Genomic DNA, 23,263 nt, shown 5'->3' on the forward strand with positions numbered 1-23,263 from the left:
TACGATTTTTCGTCGGATTCCTGCTACGGTCCGGCATGGCGCTTCCCCTATAATCGAAGCATACAAGCATGGAAAACGAGTCGGCCGGCCATTCAAGACGCGGACCGGATCATGCGCGGGAGGGGCTGTACGCAGGTGGAACATACGATTCTAGCAAGAGGCATGCGCAAGGACATCTATCCGTCTACGCTGCGGTTGGGCGGCGCGAATCCGCAAGGGGACGAGATCGGCTTTACGAATTATTACATGACGAGGAACGGCGAGCCTTACTTCGCGATCTGCGGCGAGTTCCATTACTCCCGTTATCCGCGCGAACAATGGGAGACCGAGATTCGCAAAATGAAGATGTCCGGCATCAACGTCATTCCGACGTACATCTTCTGGAATCATCACGAGGAGGAAGAAGGCCGCTTCGAATGGGAGGGCGACCGCAATCTGCGAGCGTTCGTCGAGCTGTGCGGGCGCGACGGCGTATACGTCATTCTGCGGGTCGGCCCTTTCTGTCATGGCGAGGTGCGCAACGGCGGGCTGCCAGATTGGCTGTTCGGCCGTTCGTTCGACGTCCGCTCCAACGATGAAGGGTATCTTGGTTACGTGAAGCGGCTGTATGAGGAGATCGGGCGGCAGGCCGCGGGGCTGATGTTCAAGGACGGCGGGCCGGTCATCGGCATTCAGCTGGAGAACGAGTTCAATGCGTCGGCCGCTTTGTGGGAGCTGACCGCCAAGCAAGGGGACGAATATTTGAGCGGGGGGAGCGGCGGGGAAGCGCACATTCTTCGCTTGAAGGAGATGGCCGCGGCAGCGGGTCTCGTCGCGCCGATCTATTCCATCACGGGCTGGGGTAACGCGCCGGTGCCGGTCGACGAGGTGCTTCCGCTCTACGGCGGCTATGCGTATACGCCGTGGACGATTACGGCACGACAGCGCGAGCAGAAGCCGACCGGCGAATATTTGTTCACGCGCTATCACGATAACGCCGCGATGTCGCGCGATTTCGACCCGCCGTATCCGAAGGAGAGCTATCCGTTCGCCTGCTGCGAGATGGGCGGCGGCATGCAGACGTGGTACCTGGCCCGATTCCAGGTGGAACCGGAGAGCGTCGCCGCGATGAGTCTGGTCAAAATCGCGAGCGGCTGCAACTTCATCGGCTATTACATGTTCCACGGCGGCACCAATCCGGTCGGACGTACGGGCTACTTGAACGAGAGCTCGACGCCGCGGATCACGTACGATTTTCAAGCGCCGATCGGGGAATTCGGGCAAATCCGGGCCTCCAACCATCTGCTGCGGCCGCTCCATTATTTCCTGCGGCGGTTCGGAGATCGGCTGGCGCCGATGGCCGTCGCGCTGCCGGCAGATGCGGACCGTCTCAGCCCCGAGGACACGAAGTCGCTGCGTTATGCGGTCCGCACGGACGGACGGTCCGGCTTCTTGTTCGTGAACAATTATCAGGATCATGCCGAGATGGCGGAGCACGCCGATGTCCGCTTCGCCGTAGAACTGGATCAGGAGACGGTCCGCTTCCCGCGCGGGCAGGCATGGACGATTCGCCGGAACGCCTCGTTCTTCGTGCCGCTGCATATGGATTTGGACGGGTTGGACTTAATCAGCGCGTCCGCGCAGCCGGTGACCGAGCTGGCATCGGAGGGCGCGCGCACGTACTTCTTCCTCATGCCGGAGGGGGTCGACGGGGAGTTCGTGCTGGACGGCGCATCCGTCGTTTCAATTAACGCGGAGTACGGGCAAGTCGAGCGTGACGCAGACGGCGCATACCGCGTCACGGTGCCGAGCTCCTCGCCCGGCATGATCCGCATTCGTCGGGCCGAGGGGACGGAGATCCGCATCTATGCGATGGAAGCGGGCGAAGCGGCGATGCTGTGGGAGCCGGAGCACGGAGGCGAGCGGCGGATCTTATTCTCGTCGTCGGCTCCGCTGTCCGCGGATGGCGGGCTGGAGCTGGTCGTCGCCGGCTGCGACGGCGAGGCATCCTTCCGGGAATATGCGCCGGCGCCGAATGACGAGCCGCGTTGGCTCCCGGCGAAGGAGAGCGTCGCTGCATCAGCCGAACGCAGCGGCTGGTTCACGACGTATACCGCGACTTTCCCCGCGAAGGACGTCGCGCCTGCCGTGAGGCGAATCCACGACCACAAGGTCGTCGTCGAGGTGCCGGATGGCGCGCTCGATAGCGTAGACGATCTAATCCTGCATATTGGGTATACAGGCAATGTCGGGTATGCGTTCTCCGGCGGGCAGCTGATCCACGATCATTTTCATAACGGGGCGCCGTGGGAGCTCGGGCTGTCGCGGTTCCGCGACCGGCTGCGGGATGGAGAACTCGTGCTGGAGACGACGCCGCTGCGCGACGGTCCGGCCGCGTTCTCGCCCGATGCCGGGTTGGCAGCGGAGCGGAATCCCGAAGGAGCGGCGGTCGCGAAGTTCCATCGGATAACGGCCGAACCGGTATACAGGGTGGCGTGGAAGCGGGCGTCGCGCTAATCCGGCGTGTTCGGGGGATGCCATTCGTTGCCGATAGCCCTATAATAAGGTTCATGAAGCACGGGAGGTGAAAGGGCATGAGAATGGCCGAAGTAAGCGCCAAGTTCGGCATCCCGCAGGACACCCTTCGCTATTATGAACGGATCGGGCTGCTGCCTCCGGTCAACCGCAACAAGAGCGGCATCCGGGAATACACCGAAGAGAATCTCCGGTGGGTCGAGTTCGTCAAATGCATGCGGCAATCGGGACTGTCGATCGAAGCGCTGACGGAATACGTGGCGCTGTTCCAGCAGGGCGATCAGTCGCTAAGCGCAAGGAAGGAATTGTTGGCGGAGCAGCGCGAGCAGCTCGCCGTTCGCGTCCGCGAGATGACGAATACGCTGGAGCGGCTGGACCGCAAAATCGAATCGTACGAGCATCACCTGGGCGAAATCGAGAAGACGCTGCATAAACAGGAGATTGAAGCGATGTAATTGAGACGCGCCTGTACTTCCGCAAGAGCCGATTTCACCATGAATGAAGAGCCGTTCCGAGCTGGGGACGGCTCTTTTTGGCATGACTTCGCCGCCTGATCCGGCCGTCAAACCCAGGCGTGCCAACGGTTTCGGAATTCGGTCAGCGTCCCTGAAATGTGTCTATTGTGCCGTCTCCCGCCGACTGCGTATAGTGTGGTTAGCCGGCCGGGCATCAGGTGCGTGAGATCGAGTAGAGGTTTGACGGGCGTTGCATAAACCTTTGCGAGAGGCAACAAGCACTTGTCCCGCTAGCGCAACAAGGACAAGCTTTTCCTCGTACTAGAGTAAGGGCTCCAGATAAAGGGAGGAAGGGCATGACACGTAAATATAGTCTGTTATTATTAACGATGCTGCTGCATACCAAAGAAGCCGGCGCCGATGAAGCGGCCGGCGGCAGCTGGAACGGCGAGGACGGACTCATGTTCGCCGGACCGGCGTCGACGCGGGAGGAGGCACTAGCCGTCTCGAACGATCTGATGGCGCCGTACTTGAAGCAGCTCATGCGGGATCAGGGAGGGTTCGTTTTGAAATAAAGCGATCCTCCCGTTTCCTCTAGTCCAACGGAATGTAGGCGTCGAAGAACGAAACCGCCTCGATTTCTTTATCATTCAGTATCGGGGTGAACGGTTTGATGATCGTGAGGGTGTCGGTTAGGAAGTCCCCCACTATCGTGCCTTTCCATACGGAGGTTGTTTTTGAAGTGCCGTCCCTGTAATGAATGGTGATCGGGTATTCATCCGTGTATGGGTTTAGTGCCGTTTCCTTCTGCTTAAGATTCGCGGCCTCATTAATCTGTCTGAGTTGGGGGCTGTCCACCTTTAACGTTACGGCAATCGGCGAAATAGATATCGAGGACAATGTCGCCGGGTGGCCATACAGACTCACCTTCCGTTGTACCGAATGCGTGGTCGACAGATTTTTATAATCTAGAATGAATTTGGTTTCCCAGAAGCCGGGCGCAATCGTCTCGAATTCATCCGGAAGAGCAGCCGCCTCTTCCAAATCGCGAACTTGCAAGGTAACGGGGCTGCCGATCGGTGCTTGCCTCGAGAGTTGATAACTCAGGGCCAGACTGATTTTATTGTCATACGGGCGGCCGTCATCCAATACCTCGTAGCCGATTCCGGCACCATGTGACCCGGGCGCATCGAAATTCAACTGCGTGTCGAACCGGTACCGCTCGGCGCTTAGCCTTACCCCCTCCGGCGCGGTAAAATCCATCAGCACATAGATCAAATGACTGTCGCCGATAATTTGCTTCACGTCGAGCGTGCCGTTCTCGTTTGCCGCCTGCTGATTGACCACGTAGGCGCCGTTTTCCAAATATCCAGCTTGCCCGCCGTCCGCCGGGCGCAGGAAGTTTAACCATTTGACATCCAGCCCCATATAGGCTGCCGCGTACGCCGTGGTCGTAATCATGCAGATCATGGCCGCGGCCGTCATGACCGCGGATCGCAGCGGTCTCCGGGGACGCGACTTCCTTCTCCTTGCGGCGTCGGATTCGGATGCGCGCAGGATGCCGCGAAATAAACGTTCCTTATGAGCCTCGTTTGGCTTCAGCGATTCCAATTGCTCCTTGAGCTGGTTGGCCTTCACCTTGTTTCCCTCCCCAATCCGCTTTCAACCGCGCGCGTCCCTTTGCCAGCTGCGTCTGCAGCGTGCTCTCTTTGCGATCCAACAGCCGCGATATCTCTCTTACGGAGTAGTCCTCGACATAATAGAGGTACAGCACCGTCCGATATTTCTCGGGCAGCCGGAGCAACCGCTCGAGCACGTCCCGCCGCCGCTCGTCATGACGGTCCCAATAGGTGTTCTCGGGCAGCGCGTCCAAGTCGACCCTGCGGGAGCGCCACCAGCTTTTCAGTATGTCCTTGCACGTGTTCTTGGCCGTCACGATCATCCACGCCTTCTCGTGCTCGCGGTCCCGGAACGTCTGGCCGTGCTTGAAGAGCTTCAGAAAAACCGACTGGACCGCATCGTCCGCATCGGCGCTATTGCGCAGCAGAATAAAGCAGAGCCGGTACACCCGGTCGATATGCCGCTCGTATAAGTCGGCGAATTCGCGCGCCGTGCGCCCGGCCGCATGCTCGTCCATGCCATCACCCCCATTACGTACACGATCGAGCGGGCGAAAATATCCTCGAAGCGCGATATTTTTCTCGAGTCTTTCAACATGAAGAAGCAGCCTGCCCGTGGCAAGCCGCTTTCTGTCTGCATTCACCACTTTAAAAGTTGAACTGAATAGAAAAACAAAAGCGCGGAGAAAGAGAGATGAATCTGAAGAAGCGGTAGCGCTCGCCTTTGTGAACGGATTCGATCTTCTACTCACTATTCAATCAAAGGAATACGTGAACAACAGCGATCGAAAGATCATCACTCTTGCGCAGCATATACTTGTTAGGAACTTGAGTTCCACTTTGTTTATTCCATTCCCATTCCGCATTATAATGGGTACCGAAGCAAATGCACAATGATCGGAGGTTGCGTGCGATGAGCGATCAGCTACACCCGGGTTACGAGCCGGAGTCGCCGTGTCATTATCGGCGGGCGCTGGAGGTCGTCTCCAGCAAGTGGACCGTCCTCGTCTTCTACGAGCTGGAGAAGGGGAGCAAGCGATACAGCGAGCTGAGGAAACAGATCGAAGGCGTCACGAAGAAGATGCTCACTCAGACGCTGCGTCAGCTGGAGCGGGACGGCTTGGTGCGGCGCACCGTCTATCCGACCGTCCCGCCGACCGTGGATTACGCGCTGACGCCGCTGGGACTGACGTTGATCGAACCGATGAGAATGCTGCACCGGTGGACGGAAGCCCATTACGACTCGGTGCTGCAATCGAGGCGGGCGTACGACAACGAGCCGGCACCCGAGGACGCCGCCGAGCCGGATCTCGCGGCCGAACCCGATTAATCCGGCGTGCCGAGCTCGCGCGCGATGAACGCATAGACGTCGTGTCCGTCGTCGAAGACGTCCGTCAGCGCGTAGAACAAGTGGATCATGCCGGGATACCGTTTCCAGCTGACGCGCACGCCGCTCTCGGCCAGCTTGCGGGCGTATAGCTCGCCTTCGTCGCGCAGCGGATCGAGCTCGGCGGTGACGACCAAGGCGGGAGGCAAGCCGTCTACATCGCCGAGCAGGGGAGATGCCAATGGATTGGCGCGATCGGCATCGCTGCCAAAATAGTGTCCGGCGCAGTAATCGAGCAGCGCGGTCTCGAGGAAATACCCGGCGCCGTAAGTTGTCTTGGATGCGTAACTGCCGGACCAGTCCGTCACCGGGCAGAGCAGAATTTGCCGGGCGATCCGCGGCGTGCCGCGCTTGACCGCCTGCTGCGCCACGAGCGCGGCGAGATTCCCGCCGACGCTCTCGCCGGCGACGGCTACCCGGTCGGCGTAGAAGCCGAGCGCTTCGGCGTTCTCGTATACCCACTGCGCGGCATAGAGCGCCTCGTCGATCTGCACCGGGAACTTGTGCTCCGGGGCGAGCCGGTAATCGACGGACACGACCGCATGTCCCGTGACGTGCGCCAACTTGCCGCACATCGGGTCGTAATCCGCGATTCGGTTGAACACGAAGCCGCCGCCGTGGTAGAACACGATGACGGGCAGCTTCTCCTTGTTCGTCGGGCGGTAGATGCGCACGGTTAGCGGGCCGTGCGGCCCTTGCAACTCGGCATCCTGCGTGTCGGCCAATTCGTGGCGTTCGGAGATCGCGTTCGCGATGATGACCTTACGGATTTCGTCGGGCGTCATCCGGTGCAGCGCCGGCAAGCCCGACATTTGATCGAGGAATTTCTTCGTTTGTTCTGGCAGCGTTTCGTTCACGTTAACGACCTTCTTTCAGGCAGGATTATTCGGTCCGGATCCGTTACCTTCACGATACTGCAATCGTCTGAACGTGAGAAGAAGGCACTTTAAAGTGGCCTTCGGGAAAGGAGTGGCAACAATCGATCATTATCGCAAGCTCGGCGTCTTCCTCCGATGGCATGCCATCCTCATTCTGATCATCGGGATAATCGGGGCGCTCAATCAAGGATTCGAGCAAAGCAACGGCAATGTTTACATCGATAAAGGCTTCTTCCTTTGGTTAATTGGCGGCTATTTGGCCGCGCTGATTCTCTATGCGCTGTCCGTCATGCTCACCGGGTTGGACGGGATTGCAGCAAGGGAGCAGAATAAACAATCGGATTAGGATCAATAAGGCACTCTCGTATTCATCGAGGGCGCCTTTTTATTTAGCTAAAGGGAGTTTAACGCTAAAGCAGGATTTGGAAAATATTCGAGGAATAGTCTGGAAAGCTGATGATCGAAATGAATATAAAAAGTATAAAGGGGGGGATGAAAATACACTTTTTCATAGGAATCGTTCCACCCGAAGATTACAAAGAACAAATCTCGGTATTTCGTAATAAATGGGCTAAAGCATTTCGAAATCGATGGGATAATAACGGCTTTTGTTCTTTATTTCCAATCTTCCAGTTAACTTTGTCTGAACCAGCAACCTTCGGAACAGCGATTACATTCCTTAGCGTTTAAACCGTTCATTGAACTGGGAACGTTAGCCGAGCAAGCCTGTTTGATAGGTTTAATGGCCGACGTAATGAAAAGAGCGAGAATATCGGGTCAGTTTCGTCAGACGCATATAAAGAAACGGAGTGAAGTTATGAAATTGCTGCTTACATCCGGAGGCATCAATAACAAAAGCATACACGACGCGCTGGTTAGCATGCTGGGCAAGCCGATCGCCGACTCCAACGCCCTGTGCATCCCCACCGCGATGTACGGACACCCCTGGGTCGGTCCCGGCGTCAAAGCCTGGGAGTTCATCAGCGGGAAAGAAGAGAATCCTATGGTCAACTTGGGCTGGAAGTCCGTCGGGGTGCTGGAGCTCACGGCGCTGCCAAGCATCGGCGAAGACCGCTGGGTGCCGCTGGTCCGGGAGACGGACGTCCTGCTGGTGGCGGGCGGAGACGCCCTCTACCTGTGCCACTGGATGCGGCAATCCGGGCTGGCAGACCTTTTGCCGTCGCTGCAGGCAGTCTATGTGGGAATGAGCGCCGGGAGTATGGTGCTGGCACCTAACATCGGGGAATTCTTCGTTGGATGGACTCCACCCAACGGTGGCGATGAAGCACTGGGACTGGTCGATTTTGCAATGTTTCCGCATTTGGATCACGAGATGCTGCCGCATAACACAATGGCCTCTGCAGTGAGCTGGGCCGCCGGGATGCAGGGGCCGGCGTATGCGATTGATGATCAGACCGCCGTCAAAGTGATCGACGGAGCAGTCGAAGTTGTTTCCGAAGGGCATTGGACACGTTTTTCGCCCTAATGTTATAGAAAAGGAAGGGAATTGATGAATCGCACCTATATTGTAAATCAGCTATCTGAAAGGCATTTTCAAGATTTAATGAACTTATACAATGAAAGATCATGGACCAAGACAAGAACGAGTGATGAAGTTCGAGAGATGATTAATAACTCGTATATATTTGGTTTATGTGATTCTGAATCGGACCGACTAATAGGATTTACGAGAGTCGTGACTGACTATGTTTTCCGAGCAACGATCTATGACGTTATCGTTTTGGAACAATTCCAAGGCGAAGGATTTGGAAGGTTGCTTCTCGAAGCGGTCGTTAACAGTACATTAATAAAGGGTATCGAACGCGTTGATTTATTTTGCGCAGATAATAAAGTGATGTTCTACGAAAAATGGGGGTTTAAAAAAGTCCCAATAACCACCAATTATATGAGCTTAATGAAGTAAACGGAAGGGTATCCTTGTTATTTTCGCCGTTTGGTAGCACCATCTAATCATATCTGAAAAAGGGAGGAGCGTAACAATCGCAGACGTCATGCCGCGATTCTTTTCTCTTGTCCGGAGCAATTTTAAAGACTAGAAAAATGAAACGCGCCGCATTAAAGACCCCGCGGCGCGTTTCCCTTTGATCCAGGCTACCGCTACTTCTCCTCCCGCCGACCTCGGGAGAGACCTCATTTTACCCCGCCTCTCGCTTCGTCCCCACGCACCCCTCCAGGAAATCCAGCGTCCGCTCCAAACACCGCAGAGCCTCGGGCGTATCCAGTTGAAACTGGTACTCGTGCGGCACGGCGCCCGCCGCGGCGTCGAAGAACAGCGTATCGACCGCGACGCCGAGCGAGCGCAGCTTCTCCGCCAGCTCCAAGCCATGGGCTTCGAAGGAGCCCGTGTTGCCGTCCGTGATGAAGACGGGCGGGAACCGGTCCGACACCTGATGCACGGTCGACGCTTGCCGGGCGATCGCGCTGCTGCTCCACTTTCGCTCGCCGAGATACGCCCAGCCGAGCTGCCGCATGAGCCAGCCGCGCAGGCCGCCCGCTCCGTCCGCGAGGCGCTCGACGTTATACGGTCCGCAGTACAGCACCGCGGCGCGCAGCGTGCCTTCCGGCACGGTCGGCCTGATACCCGAGAGGCGTGCGAGCTCCGGATTCGTCTGGATCGCGACGAACTGCGAGACGATCTGGGCGCCGGCCGAATCGCCGCCGATGATCAGGCGTTCCGGATCGAGCGCGGGGAAGCGGTCCGCGAGCATCGCCAGATAGGCGGCGACCTCGCTCATCTGCCGCAGCGGAGCGGGATAGCGGGCTTCGGGCGCCACCTCGTAGTTCATGCTGACGACCGCATAGCCTCGGTCCGCCATGACGGCGCACCAATCCGCCGTGCCCGACTTGTCGCCGGCGACGAAGCTGCCCCCATGAACCCAGAGGATCGTCGGCAGCTTCTCCCGCGCATCCTTGGGGTAGTAAACGTCGACCTCGTTCGAGTTGTAGGCGGAAGGATACCGAATATCCTTGTGCGCGGCCACGCGCTTCCGGATCGCGGCCGACTCCGGATGCTTGGCGCAGCCCGGGTCGGGCTGGCTGCGGAGCCACCGGACAAGCGGCATCGGGGACCGCTGCAGCACCGTTCGAATCACCAGCGAGCCTAGAATCGCCAGCCCCGCGAGACTTCTCCATAACCGTCGTAAAAGTGCCATGCCGTGCGTACCCCTCTCATCTTGCGAAGATAGCCCCCATTTTACGCGCCGCCGCCTGCTCCCTCTGCCGTCCATCCGACCTGCTGCTAGCAAAATCCCGACTTCCGCCTGCCGTAACTTGCCGCAAGGACAACCCGCGCGCCGATTTCCGCCGTTTGATTCTTTTTCGCGCTCGCCGCGTCGCGGCTGCATGACTGCGGCATTCCTCCCTTCGCGCGCCTCGCAACTGGTCGTCAAAGTGCAAGCGGGAAGTCGGGGGACGCGTAGACCGCGCTCGGTTATGTCGGGTAAGCTTAAGGGATACGGCTCATCGAACGATCAGATTCGCGGGTTCGATTCGAACGACTTTGCTTTTGCGGGACGAGAATACGGTTGCCGGGCCGCGATCTACGGAAATACTGTAGTCATTATCCATGTTCATCCAGATTTCATTCTTCGATTGGGGGATCGCCCAATGTTCAACTTCTTGCATGCCGTGCCCTGGCGCTCGCTCCGGATCAAGCTGGTGCTTGGTCTATTCGGCATTACGCTGCCGCTGATCGCGCTGCTCGTCTACAATAACCGTTACAGCGTGAACGTTATCCATAACCAGGTCGCCGCCACGAACAAAAATCTCATGTCCATCTATATGAAGCAGACCGATGCGCAACTGACCGAGGCCGAGCGGTATCTCGTGGGCCTTACGATGACGGACCTGAACGCGCAGACGATGGGCGAGCCGGTATCGGAGGATGCGTATATGCTGGCGAAGAGCGCGGTATCCCGGACGCTGGCATCGGATTTGGGCATCTATCCGTATCTCGACGGGTTCTACGTCTACAGCGCGATTCGAGGCGACGGGGTGGATACGTACAAAGGCGCGATGACCTATGCCGACCTCGCCGCCATGCGCGAGGCGCTGAACGACACGATCGGGCAGCTGTCGGAGCAGCCTTTGTATCGCAACGCCAAGTGGAAAATGCAGACGATCCGCGGTCAAACGTATCTCATCCGCATCATCCGCGACAACAACCTGTACGTCGGCGCTTGGGTGAAAGCCGATACGCTGCTAAAGCCGCTTCAAGGGATGACGGGCGACACGGGCGCGGTGCTGCTGGTGGGCGAGCAAGGGCAAGCGCTGCACGGCACGCGGGATTTGTCCGAGGAACGTCTGGATTTGAACCGCGGGTTCGGCGATTATTATTTGTCCGGCCGCAATCGGGACTATCTCATCGTCGGCGAAGCGTCGGTCCGCGGCGGTTTCTCGCTTGTCGCGGCGATCCAGGAGCGCGCCATGCTCGAGAATTTGCCCAATTTAACGCGGGCGTCGGCGATCGTCATCGCGCTCGCCTTCCTGATGCTGCCGCTGAGCTTCCTGTTCCTTCGTCAGGCGCTGCTGCTGCCGATGCGCCGGATGGTCGGGGCGATGCGCCTCATCGGGGAAGGCAATTTCAATTTGAGGATGGAAACGTCCCCGCGGGCGCCGGATGAGCTCGCGCTCGTCAGCCGGACATTCAACACGATGATCTCGCGAATCGAGGAGCTGAAGATTCACGTGTATGAGGAACAGCTGAGCAAGCAACGAGCGGAGCTGAAGCATTTGCAGCTGCAAATCAATCCGCATTTCTTCATGAATTCCCTCAACATCCTATATAACCTGGCGCAAGTGAAACAGTTCGGGGCGATTCAGGAGATGACGATGAATCTAGTGCATTACTTCCGATATATGTTCCAAAGCGGAAGGACGCTGGTCCCGCTCGGCGACGAGCTGCGCCACATCCGCCATTACTTGCGCATTCAGCAGATGCGCTTCACGGAGGACGCGCTGCAAGTGGAGATTCAAGTGCCGCCTTATCTCGAATCGACGCTCATCCCGCCGCTTATGCTGCAGACGGTCGTCGAGAATACGATCAAATACGCGGTGCGGCCGGGCGAAGCGACGGTGCTCGCGATCGAAGCCGAACTGGACGACCTCGCCGAAGAGCCGATGGCGTGCATTACGGTGCGGGACAACGGCGAAGGCTTCTCGGATGCCGCGCTGCTCGATATCCGGGAAGGCCGCATGCCGACGGACGAGCGCGGCGAGCACATCGGCCTGTGGAATATCCGCGAGAGGCTGAAGCTGCAGTACGGCGATCAAGCATGGCTGGATTGCTACAACGACGATCCGCACGGGGCCGTTACCGAGATCGCGATTCCGCTGAACGCGAATATGGAACCGAAGGAGTGAGACCGCGATGCGGCAGCTGTTAATCGTAGATGATGAACCGATCGCCGTGGAAGGACTGCGATCCGGCGTCGACTGGGCTTCCGTCGGAATCGGCCGGGTCATGACCGCCCATAGCGTCGATCAGGCGAAGGAGATGTTTCGCGAGCAGACGGTCGATATTCTGCTGTGCGACATCGAGATGCCGAAGGGAACGGGACTGCAGCTGCTCGAGTGGGTGCGGGAGCATTATCCCCGGACGGAGACGATCTTCCTCACCTGCCATGCCGAGTTCCATTATGCCAGGGCGGCGATTCAGCTGGGCAGCCTCGACTACCTGCTGAAGCCGATTCCGTACGAAGAGCTGGCCGCGATCGTCGCGAAGGCGGTGGAGAAGATTGAACAGGAGCGGCGGCAGAGCGAATTCAGCCAGTTCGGGAAGTTCTGGGTGCAGCATCAGCCCGTGCTCACCGAGCGGTTCTGGCTCGATATTCTCCATCAAGCGATTCCGGCGCGGGAGGAGGCGATCCGGCGGGCCGCGGACGAGCGGAACATCCCGTATTCGGACCAGCTCGTCTTCCTGCCGATTCTGCTGCGCGTGCGGCGTTGGTACCGGGACTACTCGCTTCGGGACAAAAAGACGATGGAATACGCGCTGCGCAAAGCGGCGGAGGAGATGCTGGCGCAGCGGCGGGAGCGGGGTTTCCTCATTTCGGTTGAGGACGACATGAGCCTGGTCGTGCTGAACGGCGAGAAGGAGGCGTACGACGACGAGCGGCTGCGGCAGCTGTGCGAACCGTATATCGAGGCGTGCCGGACGTATTTTCATTGCGATATCTCCTGCTATATCGGCGAGCGCGTCAGAGGGCACGAGATGGCGGCCATATATCAACGTCTGCGGCGGCTCGACGCGGACAACGTCGCCTACGATAACCGCATATTCCGCCTCGGCGAGCTGCAAGAGGCGGCCGCCCCCCGCGCGCTGCCGGATATGCATCCGTGGGGCAGCATGCTGAAGGAAGGCGCGAGGGAGAAGGTCGTCGCGGAGGCGGAGCGATTCCTCGACAACCAAGTACAGGCCGGGCAGCTGACGCAGGAGGTGCTTAGCCCGTTCATCCAGGATTTTCAGCAGATGGTCCATTACGTGCTCCACTTGAAGGGCATTATGGCGCATCAGCTGCTGAGCGACCGCGAATCAACGGAGCTGTTCGCCCGCGCGTCCCGTTCCGCGAAGGATGCGGTCCTCTGGATTCGACACATCGTCGGGAAGTCGCTCGACTACGCCGATACGGAGACGCTCGCGCCGAGCGTCGTCGCCCGGGCGAAAGCCTATATTCAGCAGCATCTCGCCGGGGAGATCTCCAGGGAGGATATCGCGAGCCACGTGTATTTGAATCCGGATTATCTAACGCGCATCTTCAAGCGGGAGACCGGGCTGTCGATCTCGGACTATCTGCTCCGGCAGCGGCTGGGGATCGCGGCCGAGCTGCTGGCGTCGACGGATCAGCCGGTCAGCGCGGTCGCCGTCCGGATCGGCTACGCGAACTTCTCCCATTTCTCGCGCATGTTCAAGAAATACACCGGTATGAACCCGATGGAGTACCGGCAGTCCCGCCAGCACGACGGCGGCGGAGGCACATAGTCGTCAAAGTGACAGCAGGAAGTCGTGACGCGAGCAGAGCCGCCGGGGCGCGCCCCCCTATAATAAAGACAGCTTCACGAGAATCGAGCAAAGGCGGGGGAACAACCAGATGAAGAGAATGAAGACGGCGGCCATGCTGCTGATGGCGACGGCAATTGCGATGACGGGCTGCTCCGGCGGCAACGACAACGGTAACGGTAACGGCAACGGCAATGGTAACGGCAACGGCGGCAACGCGAACACCGGCAGCGCGAACGGCGCGCAGAATAGCGGCGGCAAGGAACTGGCGAATATTACGGTGACCTACCCGATGATCAACGCGGCGCAGAAAGACATGCAGCTCATCGAGGATGCGATCAACAAGATCGCCGAGGCGAAGATTCAGACGCACGTCAAGCTAAAGCCGATCAGCGCCGGCGAGTGGGCGCAGCAGCTCAATCTGATGTTCACGAGCAACGAAGAGATGGACCTCATCACCGTCTCCGGCGCCGCGTACAGCAACATGGCCGCGAAGGGACAACTCGTGCCGCTGAACGACCTGCTGGATCAGCATGGCGAAGGCATCAAGACGGCGATCGGCGACCAATACATGACCGCGACCAAAATCAAAGGCGAGACATTCGCCGTGCCGACGGTGCGCGATTTGGCCGTCAGCTACGGTTTCTCCATGGTCAAAAGCTTGACGGACAAATACAGCATCGACGCAAGCGCGATCAAGACGCTGGACGATTTCGAGCAGGTGCTTCGCACGGTTAAGGAAGGCGAGAAAACGTTCGCGCCGCTCGTGCCGGCGGTTGCGGGCCATTCGTATTTCGACGAATACGTGTTCTACGACAAGCTGGGCGACGGCGTCGGCGTGCTCCCGAATTACGACAACAACCTGCAGATCGTTAATCTGTACGACATGCCGGAATACAAAGATTTCCTGACGCGGGCGCGCCGCTGGTACGAGGACGGCCTGGCGATGAAGGACGCCGCGACCAACAAGACGAGCACGTTCGAGCTGGTGAAGTCCGGCAAGGCGTTCGGCACGTTCACCGCGCTGAAACCCGGCTTCGCCGCGCAGGAGAAGCAATCGACGGGCATCGACCTGTCGATCGTCGAGACGATGCCGGCGGTGGCGACGACGAGCAGCGTCACCAGCATCATGTGGGGCATTCCGGTCAATTCCAAGCAGCATGAGAAGGCGATGGCGTTCTTGAACCTGATGTATACCGACAAAGACATCGTCAACCTGTTCGACTGGGGCATCGAGGGGACGCACTACGTGAAGGTGGCCGGTCAAGACAACGTGATCAAATACCCGGACGGCGCCGATCCGGCGACGCTTGGCTATATGAATCCGCTCGGCTACTTGTTCGGCAACCAGTTCCTGTCGTACGTGCTGGAAGGCAACGATCCGGACATTTGGACCAAAATGAAGGCGTTCAACGACGGCGCGAAGCCATCGAAGGCAATGGGCTTCGTGTTCGACGTGACGCCGGTGAAGACCGAGTTCGCGGCGGTCTCGAACGTTATCAAGCAATACAAGCTGCCGCTCGAGACGGGCAGCGTCGATCCGGAGAAGATCCTGCCGGAATTCCAGGGCAAGCTGAAGTCGGCGGGCATCGACAAGATCATCGCCGAGAAACAGAAGCAGCTGGACGAGTGGGCGCAGTCGGCGAAATAACGGCGGTTATGTAAAAGCAAAGAGCGGCAAGCCAGGACTGGGAGATCAGTCTTGGTTTGCCGCTCTTTGCATCTTCATTCTCTACTCTACACAAGGCTCTTCGGCCGGCATGTTCACTTGGAACGTCACGCCGAATTTGTCCTTCACGATGCCATAGAGCGGGCTCCATTCCGTCGGTTGCAGCGGCATGACGACTTGCCCGCCGTCTTCCAGCGCGGCGAAGATGGCTCTGGCTTGTGCCTCTTCGGCCGGATGAATCGCAATCTGCACCGTGTCGCCGCCGGCTTGGAACGGCATGCCCGGGAACGTATCGGAGAACATCAGATCGAAGTCGCCGACTTTCAGGTGGGCGTGCATGACCCGGTCCTTCATGTCGTCCGTCAACGGATGATCCGGGTTTTCCGGCATGTCGCTGAACAGCATGATGCCCATCACCTTGCCGCCGAGCGCTTTCTCGTAGAAATAGACCGCTTCCTTCGTGTTGCCATCAAAATTCAAATACGGGTTCAACTTGATCGACATAATTAAACAGCTCCTTTTGGAATCATTTGGTTAACGTTCATGTCTTCATTATGCCCCATAGCGAGCGGCGAGGTTTCTTCTCGATTGCGCATTATACGTTTCCGGGTAAAATAAATAGACAGAGCCAAACTTCCATCAAGGGCAGAGGTGTTGTCATGTTGGCGTGGTGGAAAGAAGAGCGGCTGCACAAAGCGCGAATCAAAGCGTCTTGTCGCGTCATCGGATATTGGGGCAATCTGTTCGGGGCCTATTTTCCGTTCGTCGATGATGTACCCGTGGATCAGTTAGACGTTGTCCCCGCCGGATACGAGGGCTGGATCGTTCGCAGGTGGGGGCGAATGTACTGGGTTCCGGATCCCGATCGGGCCGAAATCAAACAGTTCACGCCGACCGATCAGCCGCATGTTCTCATTCCGGTCCGTAAGATCGAAGGGAATTATACGGTGATCTAGCAGGAGCAACGGGAGATGACAATGGGCATGGCGTGGATTCTCATGTCCGCGAGAGAAGGCGCCGAATCGTGGTCCGGCGTCTTATTGACGTTCGGGACGGACATAACTAGGAAGTGAAAATTCGTGGCGGATTTGTTAGAATTTACAAAGATGGATGTAACTACGAGCGGAGGGCTGATTCATGCGTAAATGGACGAAATGGACCACGGCGCTCGCCTTCACCGTGGCGTTCGCGGCCATCGTGTATGTGATGGTCGCGAATTTGGCAGGCGAAGAGAACGAACCAACCGCCGGAGCGGCCACGATGACGTTGAACGATTTCGCGACGAAGCTCCCGCGAACCGTTGATTTTGCCGAGAAACCGACCGTGCTGCAGGTGTTCACGTCCTGGTGTCCGTATTGCAACGAGGATGCGCCGAAATTGGTCGAGCTGCAGGAGAAGTACAAGGACCAGGTTCATGTGATCGGCATTAATCTCTATCATCGGGATACGGAAGAAGATTTGGCGGCGTATTTGACGAAGTACGGCATCACGTACCCCGTCTTGCTCGACGAGGACGGCAGCATTCACGAGAAGCTGGGCAAGACCGGCTTTCCGGCTTTGTTTATTATGGATGCGAAAGGGGAAGTCGCCTCGTCCCGGGTCGGATCAATCGACAGGAGCGACATGGAGGCGTTTATTCAGTCGGCTCCCGATTTTCAATAAGCGGACGTCGCAATTCAACAGTAAGACCCCGATGATCCCATGTCATCGGGGTCTTTTGACGATGATGGCATTGTCCGGATTGTCATTCCCGGCGAACGCTGAAGTCAAATATTTTGAACCGTGCAACCTATTTCATGCAGGACGCATCTTTAGTATGAGAGAGGTGAGAACGTTATTGGAAGCCGCGGAAGTCGTTGCCCGTTTACGCGAGAAAGATGAATCGGCCCTACGCTATGTAATGGACCGCTATGGAGACAACCTGCTGCGTACGGCCTATTTGCTCGTGAAGGACCGGCAAGCCGCGGAAGAAGCGGTTCAAGATACGTTCTTGCAAGCCTTTCGCAAAATCGCCCAGCTGAACCATCCGGATCAGCTTCACGCGTGGCTCGTGCGGATCGTCGTGAACCGATGCCGCATGCAGCAGCGGACATGGAGTTGGCGGCATATTTTCCCCACTTTAGGAGAGAAGCGTCTTCTCCTCGAGAGCGATGAGCCTGGCCCCGAAGAGATGTTCTTTGATCAATGGCAGAGCGGGAGCGTCAGTCACGCGATTCATCAACTGGCTTACAACTATCGGGAGGTTATCACGCTTTATTATTATCATGAGATGCCGATTGCCGAGATTTCCGGACAGCTGGCGCTTAACCTGAATACGGTCAAGGCGAGATTGGCGCGCGGACGGGCGCAATTGAAAGACATACTGAATCGAGAGCAGGAGGCTCGGCCATGACGAACGAGCAAACGGAAATGAAGGAACGGCTGACCGAAGAGCTTGGCGAACTGTATTTTGCCGGTGCGGAAAAGGTCTTCATGAAAGCTGCTCGGCAGCCGGACTGGAAACAGCGGCTTCGCGCATGGTGGAATCAAGAGATCGAGATCCCGCTTATTCCCGTGGCTGCGGTCTGTTTCTTGCTTATCTGCGCTTTGCTGCTTACCCGTGGCGAGAAGTCGCCCAAGGAGCAGCTCTTCGTCCACGAAACGCGGCGGCTGATCGAGGTTGGGGGAAATACGTATTGGATAGACGATTACGAGAGGGCGGTGACTTCGATTGCGGATTCGCGTTAAAATCAAACATCTCGTGTTTGCCGCGGCGAGCATCGTCATCTTGCTTGCCTGTTATTTTACCGTCATCGATCCTGCGCTAAACCGATATGCGGCGAAGCAAACGATCGAACGGGGAGGCGTTCCGGCGAAGGAAGCGCTGCTTGCCCGGTTCGCCAACGCGAAGGACGGCCAGGAACAATGGGAGTTGACCCGTACCTATATCCTGGGGGATGGAAGCGATTCGATTGTACACGGGTTTGATGTGCGCATTGGGCCGGGGACATCGCAATCCGGCGGCTCTGCGGATCGAAAGCAGCCGCGGCTCACTTGGGAAGAGAAGCTGCCTTATCTTCAATCGTATGCGGAGAACGGCCCTTCGGGTGGCGATCTGTACAGTGCGGTAAAGCAGCTGGTCTTGTATTATAATTCGACCGGGCAGCCGGAATTGGCGCTTCGCGTACTTAAGAGCGGCAGGGCACGGACGACAAATCCTTGGGAGAGCGTTCGGTACGGGATCGATCAAGCGAAGCAGCTGGTGTCCATGAACCGATATGAGGAAGCTTCCGAGATGCTGGAAGAGATCCTGTCCAGCAGCGAGAAAACGCGCGATTATACGGTGCTTCAGCAAGTAACCGCGCTGCAGGCTGCCATGCTGCTCCGGGAAGGCAACCTCGAGGAGGCGATTGCCAAAGTAAAGGCGGATGAAGAGGATTATAAGCGAGAGCTGGAGAAGCTTGATCCAGCCGCGGCCGACGCCAAAAATAGTCAAGTCGATCATCAGATGGAATCGCTGCAGGGTTTGACGGATCAGCTGGAATCGATGCGGAACGAACAAGGCAGTCAGCTGCGGCTATCGAGCGTATCGGGCACGGTTAAGCGAAGCGATGGCAAGCCAATGGGACAGATTGGCGTCTACTTAAGGCAAGAAGCGGCGGTCTTTCATAGCGTGATAGAGGAAGAACCCTACCAGGTGTTGACCGATGCCGAGGGGCGTTTCGCGTTCTCCGATGTCATCCCCGGTTATTATCAGCTCTTCATCGGGTTGGACTATGAGCAGATTGACGGATGGGCCTGGCCGACCAGGGCGAACGAATGGATCGAAGTCAAGAGCGGGGAGTCGCTGAGCCGCTCCGTGACCCTTGAACCGCTGATTACGATCGTCGGGCCGGTGAATAATGAGCCAACTACGGGCAACGCGATTCATTTTGAATGGGAGCCGGTAGACGGAGCGGCTTACTATGAGTTGTCCGGTTATGTTCATATCGGCGGCTCCTCATCCGGCACGTTGATTCGCGGCCGCATCAAGGACCATCAGGCGGACGTGCCGCTAACGGAGCTGGAAGCGAGCGGTGGCGGAATTCAGTACAAATCCGTGGACGGAACGGTGGGAGGCAAGCAGATTCCCGATCCCATCTCGCTCCTGGGGTATGCTTATCCGGCGGGCAAGTTCTCTTGGAGCGTCGAGGCGTACCGCGCGGACGGGACGATGATTTCCCGCAGCAACGGCTACCGGCTGAACACGGATACCGTCGGCGAACTGCCCTTCTTTCGGCTGTCTGGTCGTCCGCTGACCGAAGCGGATCGTCTGCTGCTGGCGGACAAATTCGACGAGGCTTTGACTGCCTACAAGAAGGCGGCGGACGCGAACGCCGAGGATACGCATAGCCTTCGTATGATCATGCGCGTGTATGACGCGAAGTCATCCATGGACAGACAATCAACGGACGAAGCTGCAATGATGCCGTATTTGAAGCGGCTGTACGCGCTCGTGCCTTCAGGGCAATATTTGTTCCGTCTCTTCGAATACGAAGCCGGAGCGCGCGACTGGGCGGAAGCGGAGAAGTATTATGCTTCGTACGTAGCGCATAATCCCGAGAAGGATCATTCCTACGCAGATGCGATTTATGCGGGCGGCTTGCTGGAACAGGGTAAATATGCCGAGGCTCGGGAACTGCTCCTCGCCTCTGTCCAAGTAGACGGCAGCCACCGCTTCGTCGGTGACCTGCTCGCGGCGGAGCTGCTGCTGACGGATGGCTTTGAGTCCGCAATCGAGCTCGCGACGCGGTACCCAGAGCATGAATTCGGCCAGACCATGACCAATTGGCTCGCGTTAGTGCGGGCTATGAAACAGGAGGCGGAAGGCAAGCCAGACTACCAATCGCATTTAAGGCAAGCGATCGAATGGCATTACAGCGGGAATGGAGCGATACTGAAATCGTGGCAGGACGAATCGAAAGAGAAAGCGATGAATGACTTCTTGCGCAGGCTGGAAGAGGTAGATTGATAGCCGCTCCAAATCAGCACTCATGGCCTGACCCTTCGGGGTCCTTTTTTAATTCGTAATCAATCCTTTGACTGGTGACGAGATGTCAGCAGCTCAAGCTCTTTTTTCGTATCCGGATGAACTACGATGCGATCCGTAAGGTTTAGCGTAGACGTTTTTACCCTGCGTCCCCATTTTCTTGAGAAGGAGCGCCAATCGCACACCATTTCAATGACATATTTCTTTGGCATCGGCAATGCCTCATTTGTTTCGGGGTTAATGACCCAGTACTCCCAATGATGCTTATTCTTATGCTGATGCCGCAGCCAGGCGTATTTCCAACGCTGCTCGTCTTCTATGGTTAAGGGTTTTCCGGAATAAAATTTTGTAGCATATGGGAAAAATTCGGCGGGTGCAAATTTCGAAAAGTCGTGCATGATCCCCTGAATATAGAGGCCTTCCTTCCAACATTCGATCAGGACATTCAATTTGTGATTCAGGATGTACAAGAAGTATTTCCAATAAGCGTTTAGCATGATGCGTCTCCTCTCCAAGACCACATTCCGTTCTGAACGAACTCTCTTTAAATCCCTACTTCGCTACACATCTGTATATTGGTTTAAATTTATCAATTGGCATCAGGTCTGTAAATACAACTGAAACTGATTTTCTGCACATACCTCGTCACCCGGCCAGCCCATTTGGCCGGGTTTTTGCCGCCCTAATCAATCTCCGTCCATCCGCGCGAAGCCGTCTTCGTCGCCTGGTCGGCAAACCGCTAGCCACAGGTCGCCTGAGCGGTAGAGCGGGGAGGCCCGCGGATTTAGAATGAAGAGGCAAGCAGCAGCCAGAAGGGGGAGAATGCCGTGACCGCCGTCACGCAAACCAAGAGGCGAAACCGATTTCGCCGTTACGTACCGCTCTATATCATGATGTTGCCGGGTCTCGCTTACCTCGTCATCAACAACTATCTGCCGCTCTTCGGCCTCGCGATCGCCTTCAAGGACGTCAACTACGCCAAGGGGATCTGGGGCAGCGACTGGGTCGGCTTGCAGAACTTCGAATATTTGTTTAAGACCGACGACGCGTACATCATTACGCGCAATACGCTCCTTTATAACGGCGCCTTTATCGTGCTGGGATTGGCGATCGCGGTGGGCATCGCGATACTGCTGAACGAAATCAAGAACCGGATCGCGTCGCGTCTGTACCAAAGCGTCATCATTCTGCCGTTCCTCATCTCGATCATCCTCGTCAGCTATCTCGTCTACGCGATGCTGAGCATGGACACCGGGTTCGTGAACAAGACGCTGCTGCCGCTGTTCGGACTGGAGCCGATCAACTGGTACAACGAGCCGAAGTATTGGCCGTACATTCTGACCCTCGTCCATCTGTGGAAGGGGGCCGGGTACTCCTGCATCGTCTTCCTGGCCGCGATCATCGCGATCGACCCGGAATACTACGAGGCCGCGCGGCTTGACGGCGCTTCCAAGTGGATGCAGATCCGCCGGATCACGATTCCGATGATCACGCCGGTTATCGTCATGCTGGCGCTGCTCGGCATCGGCCGCATTTTCTATTCGGACTTCGGCCTGTTCTACCAGGTGCCGATGAACTCGGGCGCCTTGTTCGAGACGACGAACGTCATCGATACTTACGTATTCCGCGGATTGCTGCAGCTGGGGGATATCGGGATGTCGTCCGCGGCCGGCTTCTACCAGTCGTTCGTCGGGTTCGCGCTCGTGCTCGTCTCCAATCTGATCGTCCGCAAAATCAACAAAGAGAACGCGCTGTTCTAACGCTTGCGCGCCGGGGAGGAATCACACTATGGAACAAGAAAACCGGATCTGGCAGTGGGCGGCGCACGGCGTCCTGATCCTGCTCTCGCTTGCCTGCACGCTTCCGTTCGTGCTGCTCATCATGGCCTCGCTCACCGACGAGACGGCGATCGTCACGGAAGGCTACTCGTTCTTCCCGTCGGATTTCAGCTTGTCCGCTTATACGTACCTGTGGCAGCAGTCGGGTCAAATCTTCCACGCCTACGGCGTCACCGTGCTGGTAACGGTCGTCGGCACGGCGGCCAGCTTGATTATGACGTCGCTGCTTGCGTACCCGTTGTCGCGCCGGGATATGCCGGGCGGCGGGACGTTGTCCTTCATGGTGTTCTTCACGCTGCTATTCAACGGGGGGCTCGTGCCAACGTACATGGTATACACGCAGCTGATCGATATTCAGGACACGCTGCTCGCGCTGCTCATTCCGTGGCTGCTCATGAACGGCTTCAACGTGCTGCTTATGCGGACGTTCTTCGCGACGACGATTCCGGCGGCGGTGCTGGAATCGGCGAGCATCGACGGGGCGGGCGAATACCGGACGTACTGGACGATCGTGCTGCCGCTGTCCTTGCCGATCATGGCGACCGTGGGCATGTTCCAAGGGCTTGCGTATTGGAACGACTGGAACAACGGCCTCGTGTTCGTCCACAATCCCGATCTGTTCAGTCTGCAGAACGTGCTGAACCGCATCATGAACGATATCCAGTATTTAACGACCAATAGCAACTCGAATACGAGCGGCGCGCTGGCGCAGCTGCCGAGCGAGACGTTCCGCATGGCGATCGCCGTCATCGGCGTGCTGCCGGTGCTCGTCGTGTATCCGTTCTTCCAGAAATATTTCGTCAAAGGCATGACCATCGGCGCGGTGAAGGGATGATCGTTCACGATCATCCCCGCCTGCGTCATCACGAAGGAGGCA

Annotated in this window: 23 protein-coding genes; 17 read left to right on the plus strand and 6 right to left on the minus strand. The window is 57.5% G+C overall.

Going from position 1 to position 23,263, the window contains the following annotated elements; all coding sequences use genetic code 11:
- The first annotated feature begins 135 nt into the window (after nucleotides 1-135).
- From BCM02_RS14520 to BCM02_RS14530, 3 genes are all read left to right on the plus strand, one after another.
- A complete protein-coding gene (locus BCM02_RS14520; RefSeq protein ID WP_148929831.1) occupies nucleotides 136-2,496 on the plus strand; it encodes a beta-galactosidase in 2,361 nt (786 codons plus the stop codon).
- A gap of 77 nt (nucleotides 2,497-2,573) precedes the next feature.
- Complete coding sequence (locus tag BCM02_RS14525) at nucleotides 2,574-2,969, plus strand: MerR family transcriptional regulator (RefSeq protein ID WP_148929832.1); 396 nt, start codon at nucleotides 2,574-2,576, stop codon at nucleotides 2,967-2,969.
- A 356-nt stretch (nucleotides 2,970-3,325) separates the two neighbouring features.
- Nucleotides 3,326-3,544 carry a hypothetical protein gene (locus BCM02_RS14530; protein ID WP_148929833.1) on the plus strand — a complete coding sequence of 73 codons (219 nt, stop codon included), beginning with the start codon at nucleotides 3,326-3,328 and terminating at the stop codon, nucleotides 3,542-3,544.
- Nucleotides 3,545-3,563: 19 nt separating this feature from the next.
- Here the strand turns inward: BCM02_RS14530 and BCM02_RS14535 are convergent, their stop codons facing one another.
- Together BCM02_RS14535 and BCM02_RS14540 are read right to left on the minus strand one after the other, a co-directional pair.
- Nucleotides 3,564-4,607 carry a hypothetical protein gene (locus tag BCM02_RS14535; protein WP_148929834.1) on the minus strand — a complete coding sequence of 348 codons (1,044 nt, stop codon included), beginning with the start codon at nucleotides 4,605-4,607 and terminating at the stop codon, nucleotides 3,564-3,566.
- Nucleotides 4,549-5,106 carry an RNA polymerase sigma factor gene (locus BCM02_RS14540; RefSeq protein ID WP_148929835.1) on the minus strand — a complete coding sequence of 186 codons (558 nt, stop codon included), beginning with the start codon at nucleotides 5,104-5,106 and terminating at the stop codon, nucleotides 4,549-4,551. The genes BCM02_RS14535 and BCM02_RS14540 overlap by 59 nt, the downstream gene beginning before the upstream one ends.
- 395 nt (nucleotides 5,107-5,501) lie before the next feature.
- On the opposite strand from BCM02_RS14540, the gene BCM02_RS14545 reads away from it, so the two are divergent.
- Complete coding sequence (locus BCM02_RS14545) at nucleotides 5,502-5,918, plus strand: winged helix-turn-helix transcriptional regulator (protein WP_148929836.1); 417 nt, start codon at nucleotides 5,502-5,504, stop codon at nucleotides 5,916-5,918.
- Here BCM02_RS14545 and BCM02_RS14550 read toward each other — a convergent pair.
- Entirely contained in the window at nucleotides 5,915-6,832 is a 918-nt protein-coding gene (locus tag BCM02_RS14550) for an alpha/beta hydrolase (RefSeq protein ID WP_246183379.1), read from the minus strand. The two genes, BCM02_RS14545 and BCM02_RS14550, sit on opposite strands and share 4 nt — an antisense overlap.
- Before the next feature lie 112 nt (nucleotides 6,833-6,944).
- Here BCM02_RS14550 and BCM02_RS14555 point away from each other — a divergent pair, with 112 nt between their 5' ends.
- The 3 genes from BCM02_RS14555 (at nucleotide 6,945) to BCM02_RS14565 (ending at nucleotide 8,777) form a co-directional block, all read left to right on the plus strand.
- Nucleotides 6,945-7,199, plus strand: coding sequence for a CDP-alcohol phosphatidyltransferase family protein (locus tag BCM02_RS14555; protein ID WP_148929837.1), 255 nt, complete (start codon nucleotides 6,945-6,947; stop codon nucleotides 7,197-7,199).
- A 471-nt stretch (nucleotides 7,200-7,670) separates the two neighbouring features.
- On the plus strand, nucleotides 7,671-8,339 hold the full coding sequence (locus BCM02_RS14560; protein ID WP_148929838.1) for a Type 1 glutamine amidotransferase-like domain-containing protein: 669 nt from the start codon (nucleotides 7,671-7,673) through the stop codon (nucleotides 8,337-8,339).
- 24 nt (nucleotides 8,340-8,363) lie between these two features.
- Entirely contained in the window at nucleotides 8,364-8,777 is a 414-nt protein-coding gene (locus tag BCM02_RS14565) for a GNAT family N-acetyltransferase (RefSeq protein ID WP_148929839.1), read from the plus strand.
- A gap of 232 nt (nucleotides 8,778-9,009) precedes the next feature.
- Here the strand turns inward: BCM02_RS14565 and BCM02_RS14570 are convergent, their stop codons facing one another.
- Nucleotides 9,010-10,026, minus strand: a complete 1,017-nt coding sequence (locus BCM02_RS14570; RefSeq protein WP_187434222.1) for an alpha/beta hydrolase — start codon at nucleotides 10,024-10,026, stop codon at nucleotides 9,010-9,012.
- Between the two features lie 454 nt (nucleotides 10,027-10,480).
- Between BCM02_RS14570 and BCM02_RS14575 the strand changes: the two genes are divergently transcribed.
- From BCM02_RS14575 to BCM02_RS14585, 3 genes are all read left to right on the plus strand, one after another.
- Nucleotides 10,481-12,235 (plus strand): sensor histidine kinase, encoded by a 1,755-nt coding sequence (locus tag BCM02_RS14575; RefSeq protein ID WP_187434223.1) that lies wholly within the window; start codon nucleotides 10,481-10,483, stop codon nucleotides 12,233-12,235.
- Between the two features lie 7 nt (nucleotides 12,236-12,242).
- On the plus strand, nucleotides 12,243-13,853 hold the full coding sequence (locus tag BCM02_RS14580) for a response regulator (RefSeq protein ID WP_148929842.1): 1,611 nt from the start codon (nucleotides 12,243-12,245) through the stop codon (nucleotides 13,851-13,853).
- A gap of 109 nt (nucleotides 13,854-13,962) precedes the next feature.
- Nucleotides 13,963-15,522 carry an ABC transporter substrate-binding protein gene (locus tag BCM02_RS14585; protein WP_148929843.1) on the plus strand — a complete coding sequence of 520 codons (1,560 nt, stop codon included), beginning with the start codon at nucleotides 13,963-13,965 and terminating at the stop codon, nucleotides 15,520-15,522.
- An 81-nt stretch (nucleotides 15,523-15,603) separates the two neighbouring features.
- Here BCM02_RS14585 and BCM02_RS14590 read toward each other — a convergent pair whose 3' ends face one another.
- Entirely contained in the window at nucleotides 15,604-16,044 is a 441-nt protein-coding gene (locus tag BCM02_RS14590; RefSeq protein WP_148929844.1) for a VOC family protein, read from the minus strand.
- A gap of 155 nt (nucleotides 16,045-16,199) precedes the next feature.
- Here BCM02_RS14590 and BCM02_RS14595 point away from each other — a divergent pair, with 155 nt between their 5' ends.
- The 5 genes from BCM02_RS14595 (at nucleotide 16,200) to BCM02_RS14615 (ending at nucleotide 20,530) form a co-directional block, all read left to right on the plus strand.
- A complete protein-coding gene (locus tag BCM02_RS14595; protein ID WP_148929845.1) occupies nucleotides 16,200-16,496 on the plus strand; it encodes a hypothetical protein in 297 nt (98 codons plus the stop codon).
- Nucleotides 16,497-16,677: 181 nt separating this feature from the next.
- The gene (locus tag BCM02_RS14600) at nucleotides 16,678-17,202 is read left to right on the plus strand and encodes a TlpA family protein disulfide reductase (protein WP_148929846.1); all 525 of its coding nucleotides are present in this window, start codon (nucleotides 16,678-16,680) and stop codon (nucleotides 17,200-17,202) included.
- A 154-nt stretch (nucleotides 17,203-17,356) separates the two neighbouring features.
- Nucleotides 17,357-17,932, plus strand: a complete 576-nt coding sequence (locus BCM02_RS14605) for a sigma-70 family RNA polymerase sigma factor (RefSeq protein ID WP_246183380.1) — start codon at nucleotides 17,357-17,359, stop codon at nucleotides 17,930-17,932.
- Nucleotides 17,929-18,267, plus strand: coding sequence for a hypothetical protein (locus BCM02_RS14610; RefSeq protein WP_148929847.1), 339 nt, complete (start codon nucleotides 17,929-17,931; stop codon nucleotides 18,265-18,267). Before BCM02_RS14605 ends, BCM02_RS14610 begins: the two co-directional genes overlap by 4 nt.
- A complete protein-coding gene (locus tag BCM02_RS14615; protein ID WP_148929848.1) occupies nucleotides 18,251-20,530 on the plus strand; it encodes a carboxypeptidase-like regulatory domain-containing protein in 2,280 nt (759 codons plus the stop codon). The genes BCM02_RS14610 and BCM02_RS14615 overlap by 17 nt, the downstream gene beginning before the upstream one ends.
- A 59-nt stretch (nucleotides 20,531-20,589) precedes the next feature.
- Here the strand turns inward: BCM02_RS14615 and BCM02_RS14620 are convergent, their stop codons facing one another.
- Entirely contained in the window at nucleotides 20,590-21,045 is a 456-nt protein-coding gene (locus BCM02_RS14620) for a DUF5662 family protein (protein WP_148929849.1), read from the minus strand.
- 393 nt (nucleotides 21,046-21,438) lie between these two features.
- On the opposite strand from BCM02_RS14620, the gene BCM02_RS14625 reads away from it, so the two are divergent.
- Together BCM02_RS14625 and BCM02_RS14630 are read left to right on the plus strand one after the other, a co-directional pair.
- Nucleotides 21,439-22,308, plus strand: a complete 870-nt coding sequence (locus BCM02_RS14625; RefSeq protein ID WP_148930140.1) for an ABC transporter permease — start codon at nucleotides 21,439-21,441, stop codon at nucleotides 22,306-22,308.
- 28 nt (nucleotides 22,309-22,336) lie between these two features.
- Nucleotides 22,337-23,221 (plus strand): carbohydrate ABC transporter permease, encoded by an 885-nt coding sequence (locus BCM02_RS14630; RefSeq protein WP_148929850.1) that lies wholly within the window; start codon nucleotides 22,337-22,339, stop codon nucleotides 23,219-23,221.
- The last annotated feature ends 42 nt before the right edge of the window (nucleotides 23,222-23,263 follow it).

Origin of the sequence: Paenibacillus methanolicus, from assembly GCF_008124765.1 — a bacterium.
GTDB classification, from domain to species: domain Bacteria; phylum Bacillota; class Bacilli; order Paenibacillales; family Paenibacillaceae; genus Paenibacillus_Z; species Paenibacillus_Z methanolicus.

What these genes read in the sequence shown, in the direction of transcription:
- BCM02_RS14525 (WP_148929832.1), top strand. Translation starts at nt 2,574, where the DNA reads ATGAGAATGGCCGAAGTAAGCGCCAAGTTCGGCATCCCGCAGGACACC.
- BCM02_RS14565 (WP_148929839.1), top strand. Translation starts at nt 8,364, where the DNA reads ATGAATCGCACCTATATTGTAAATCAGCTATCTGAAAGGCATTTTCAA.
- BCM02_RS14545 (WP_148929836.1), top strand. Translation starts at nt 5,502, where the DNA reads ATGAGCGATCAGCTACACCCGGGTTACGAGCCGGAGTCGCCGTGTCAT.
- BCM02_RS14570 (WP_187434222.1), bottom strand. Translation starts at nt 10,026, where the DNA reads ATGGCACTTTTACGACGGTTATGGAGAAGTCTCGCGGGGCTGGCGATT.
- BCM02_RS14590 (WP_148929844.1), bottom strand. Translation starts at nt 16,044, where the DNA reads ATGTCGATCAAGTTGAACCCGTATTTGAATTTTGATGGCAACACGAAG.
- BCM02_RS14630 (WP_148929850.1), top strand. Translation starts at nt 22,337, where the DNA reads ATGGAACAAGAAAACCGGATCTGGCAGTGGGCGGCGCACGGCGTCCTG.
- BCM02_RS14575 (WP_187434223.1), top strand. Translation starts at nt 10,481, where the DNA reads ATGTTCAACTTCTTGCATGCCGTGCCCTGGCGCTCGCTCCGGATCAAG.
- BCM02_RS14530 (WP_148929833.1), top strand. Translation starts at nt 3,326, where the DNA reads ATGACACGTAAATATAGTCTGTTATTATTAACGATGCTGCTGCATACC.
- BCM02_RS14605 (WP_246183380.1), top strand. Translation starts at nt 17,357, where the DNA reads ATGAGAGAGGTGAGAACGTTATTGGAAGCCGCGGAAGTCGTTGCCCGT.
- BCM02_RS14610 (WP_148929847.1), top strand. Translation starts at nt 17,929, where the DNA reads ATGACGAACGAGCAAACGGAAATGAAGGAACGGCTGACCGAAGAGCTT.
- BCM02_RS14600 (WP_148929846.1), top strand. Translation starts at nt 16,678, where the DNA reads ATGCGTAAATGGACGAAATGGACCACGGCGCTCGCCTTCACCGTGGCG.
- BCM02_RS14560 (WP_148929838.1), top strand. Translation starts at nt 7,671, where the DNA reads ATGAAATTGCTGCTTACATCCGGAGGCATCAATAACAAAAGCATACAC.
- BCM02_RS14540 (WP_148929835.1), bottom strand. Translation starts at nt 5,106, where the DNA reads ATGGACGAGCATGCGGCCGGGCGCACGGCGCGCGAATTCGCCGACTTA.
- BCM02_RS14580 (WP_148929842.1), top strand. Translation starts at nt 12,243, where the DNA reads ATGCGGCAGCTGTTAATCGTAGATGATGAACCGATCGCCGTGGAAGGA.
- BCM02_RS14620 (WP_148929849.1), bottom strand. Translation starts at nt 21,045, where the DNA reads ATGCTAAACGCTTATTGGAAATACTTCTTGTACATCCTGAATCACAAA.
- BCM02_RS14585 (WP_148929843.1), top strand. Translation starts at nt 13,963, where the DNA reads ATGAAGAGAATGAAGACGGCGGCCATGCTGCTGATGGCGACGGCAATT.
- BCM02_RS14595 (WP_148929845.1), top strand. Translation starts at nt 16,200, where the DNA reads ATGTTGGCGTGGTGGAAAGAAGAGCGGCTGCACAAAGCGCGAATCAAA.
- BCM02_RS14625 (WP_148930140.1), top strand. Translation starts at nt 21,439, where the DNA reads ATGATGTTGCCGGGTCTCGCTTACCTCGTCATCAACAACTATCTGCCG.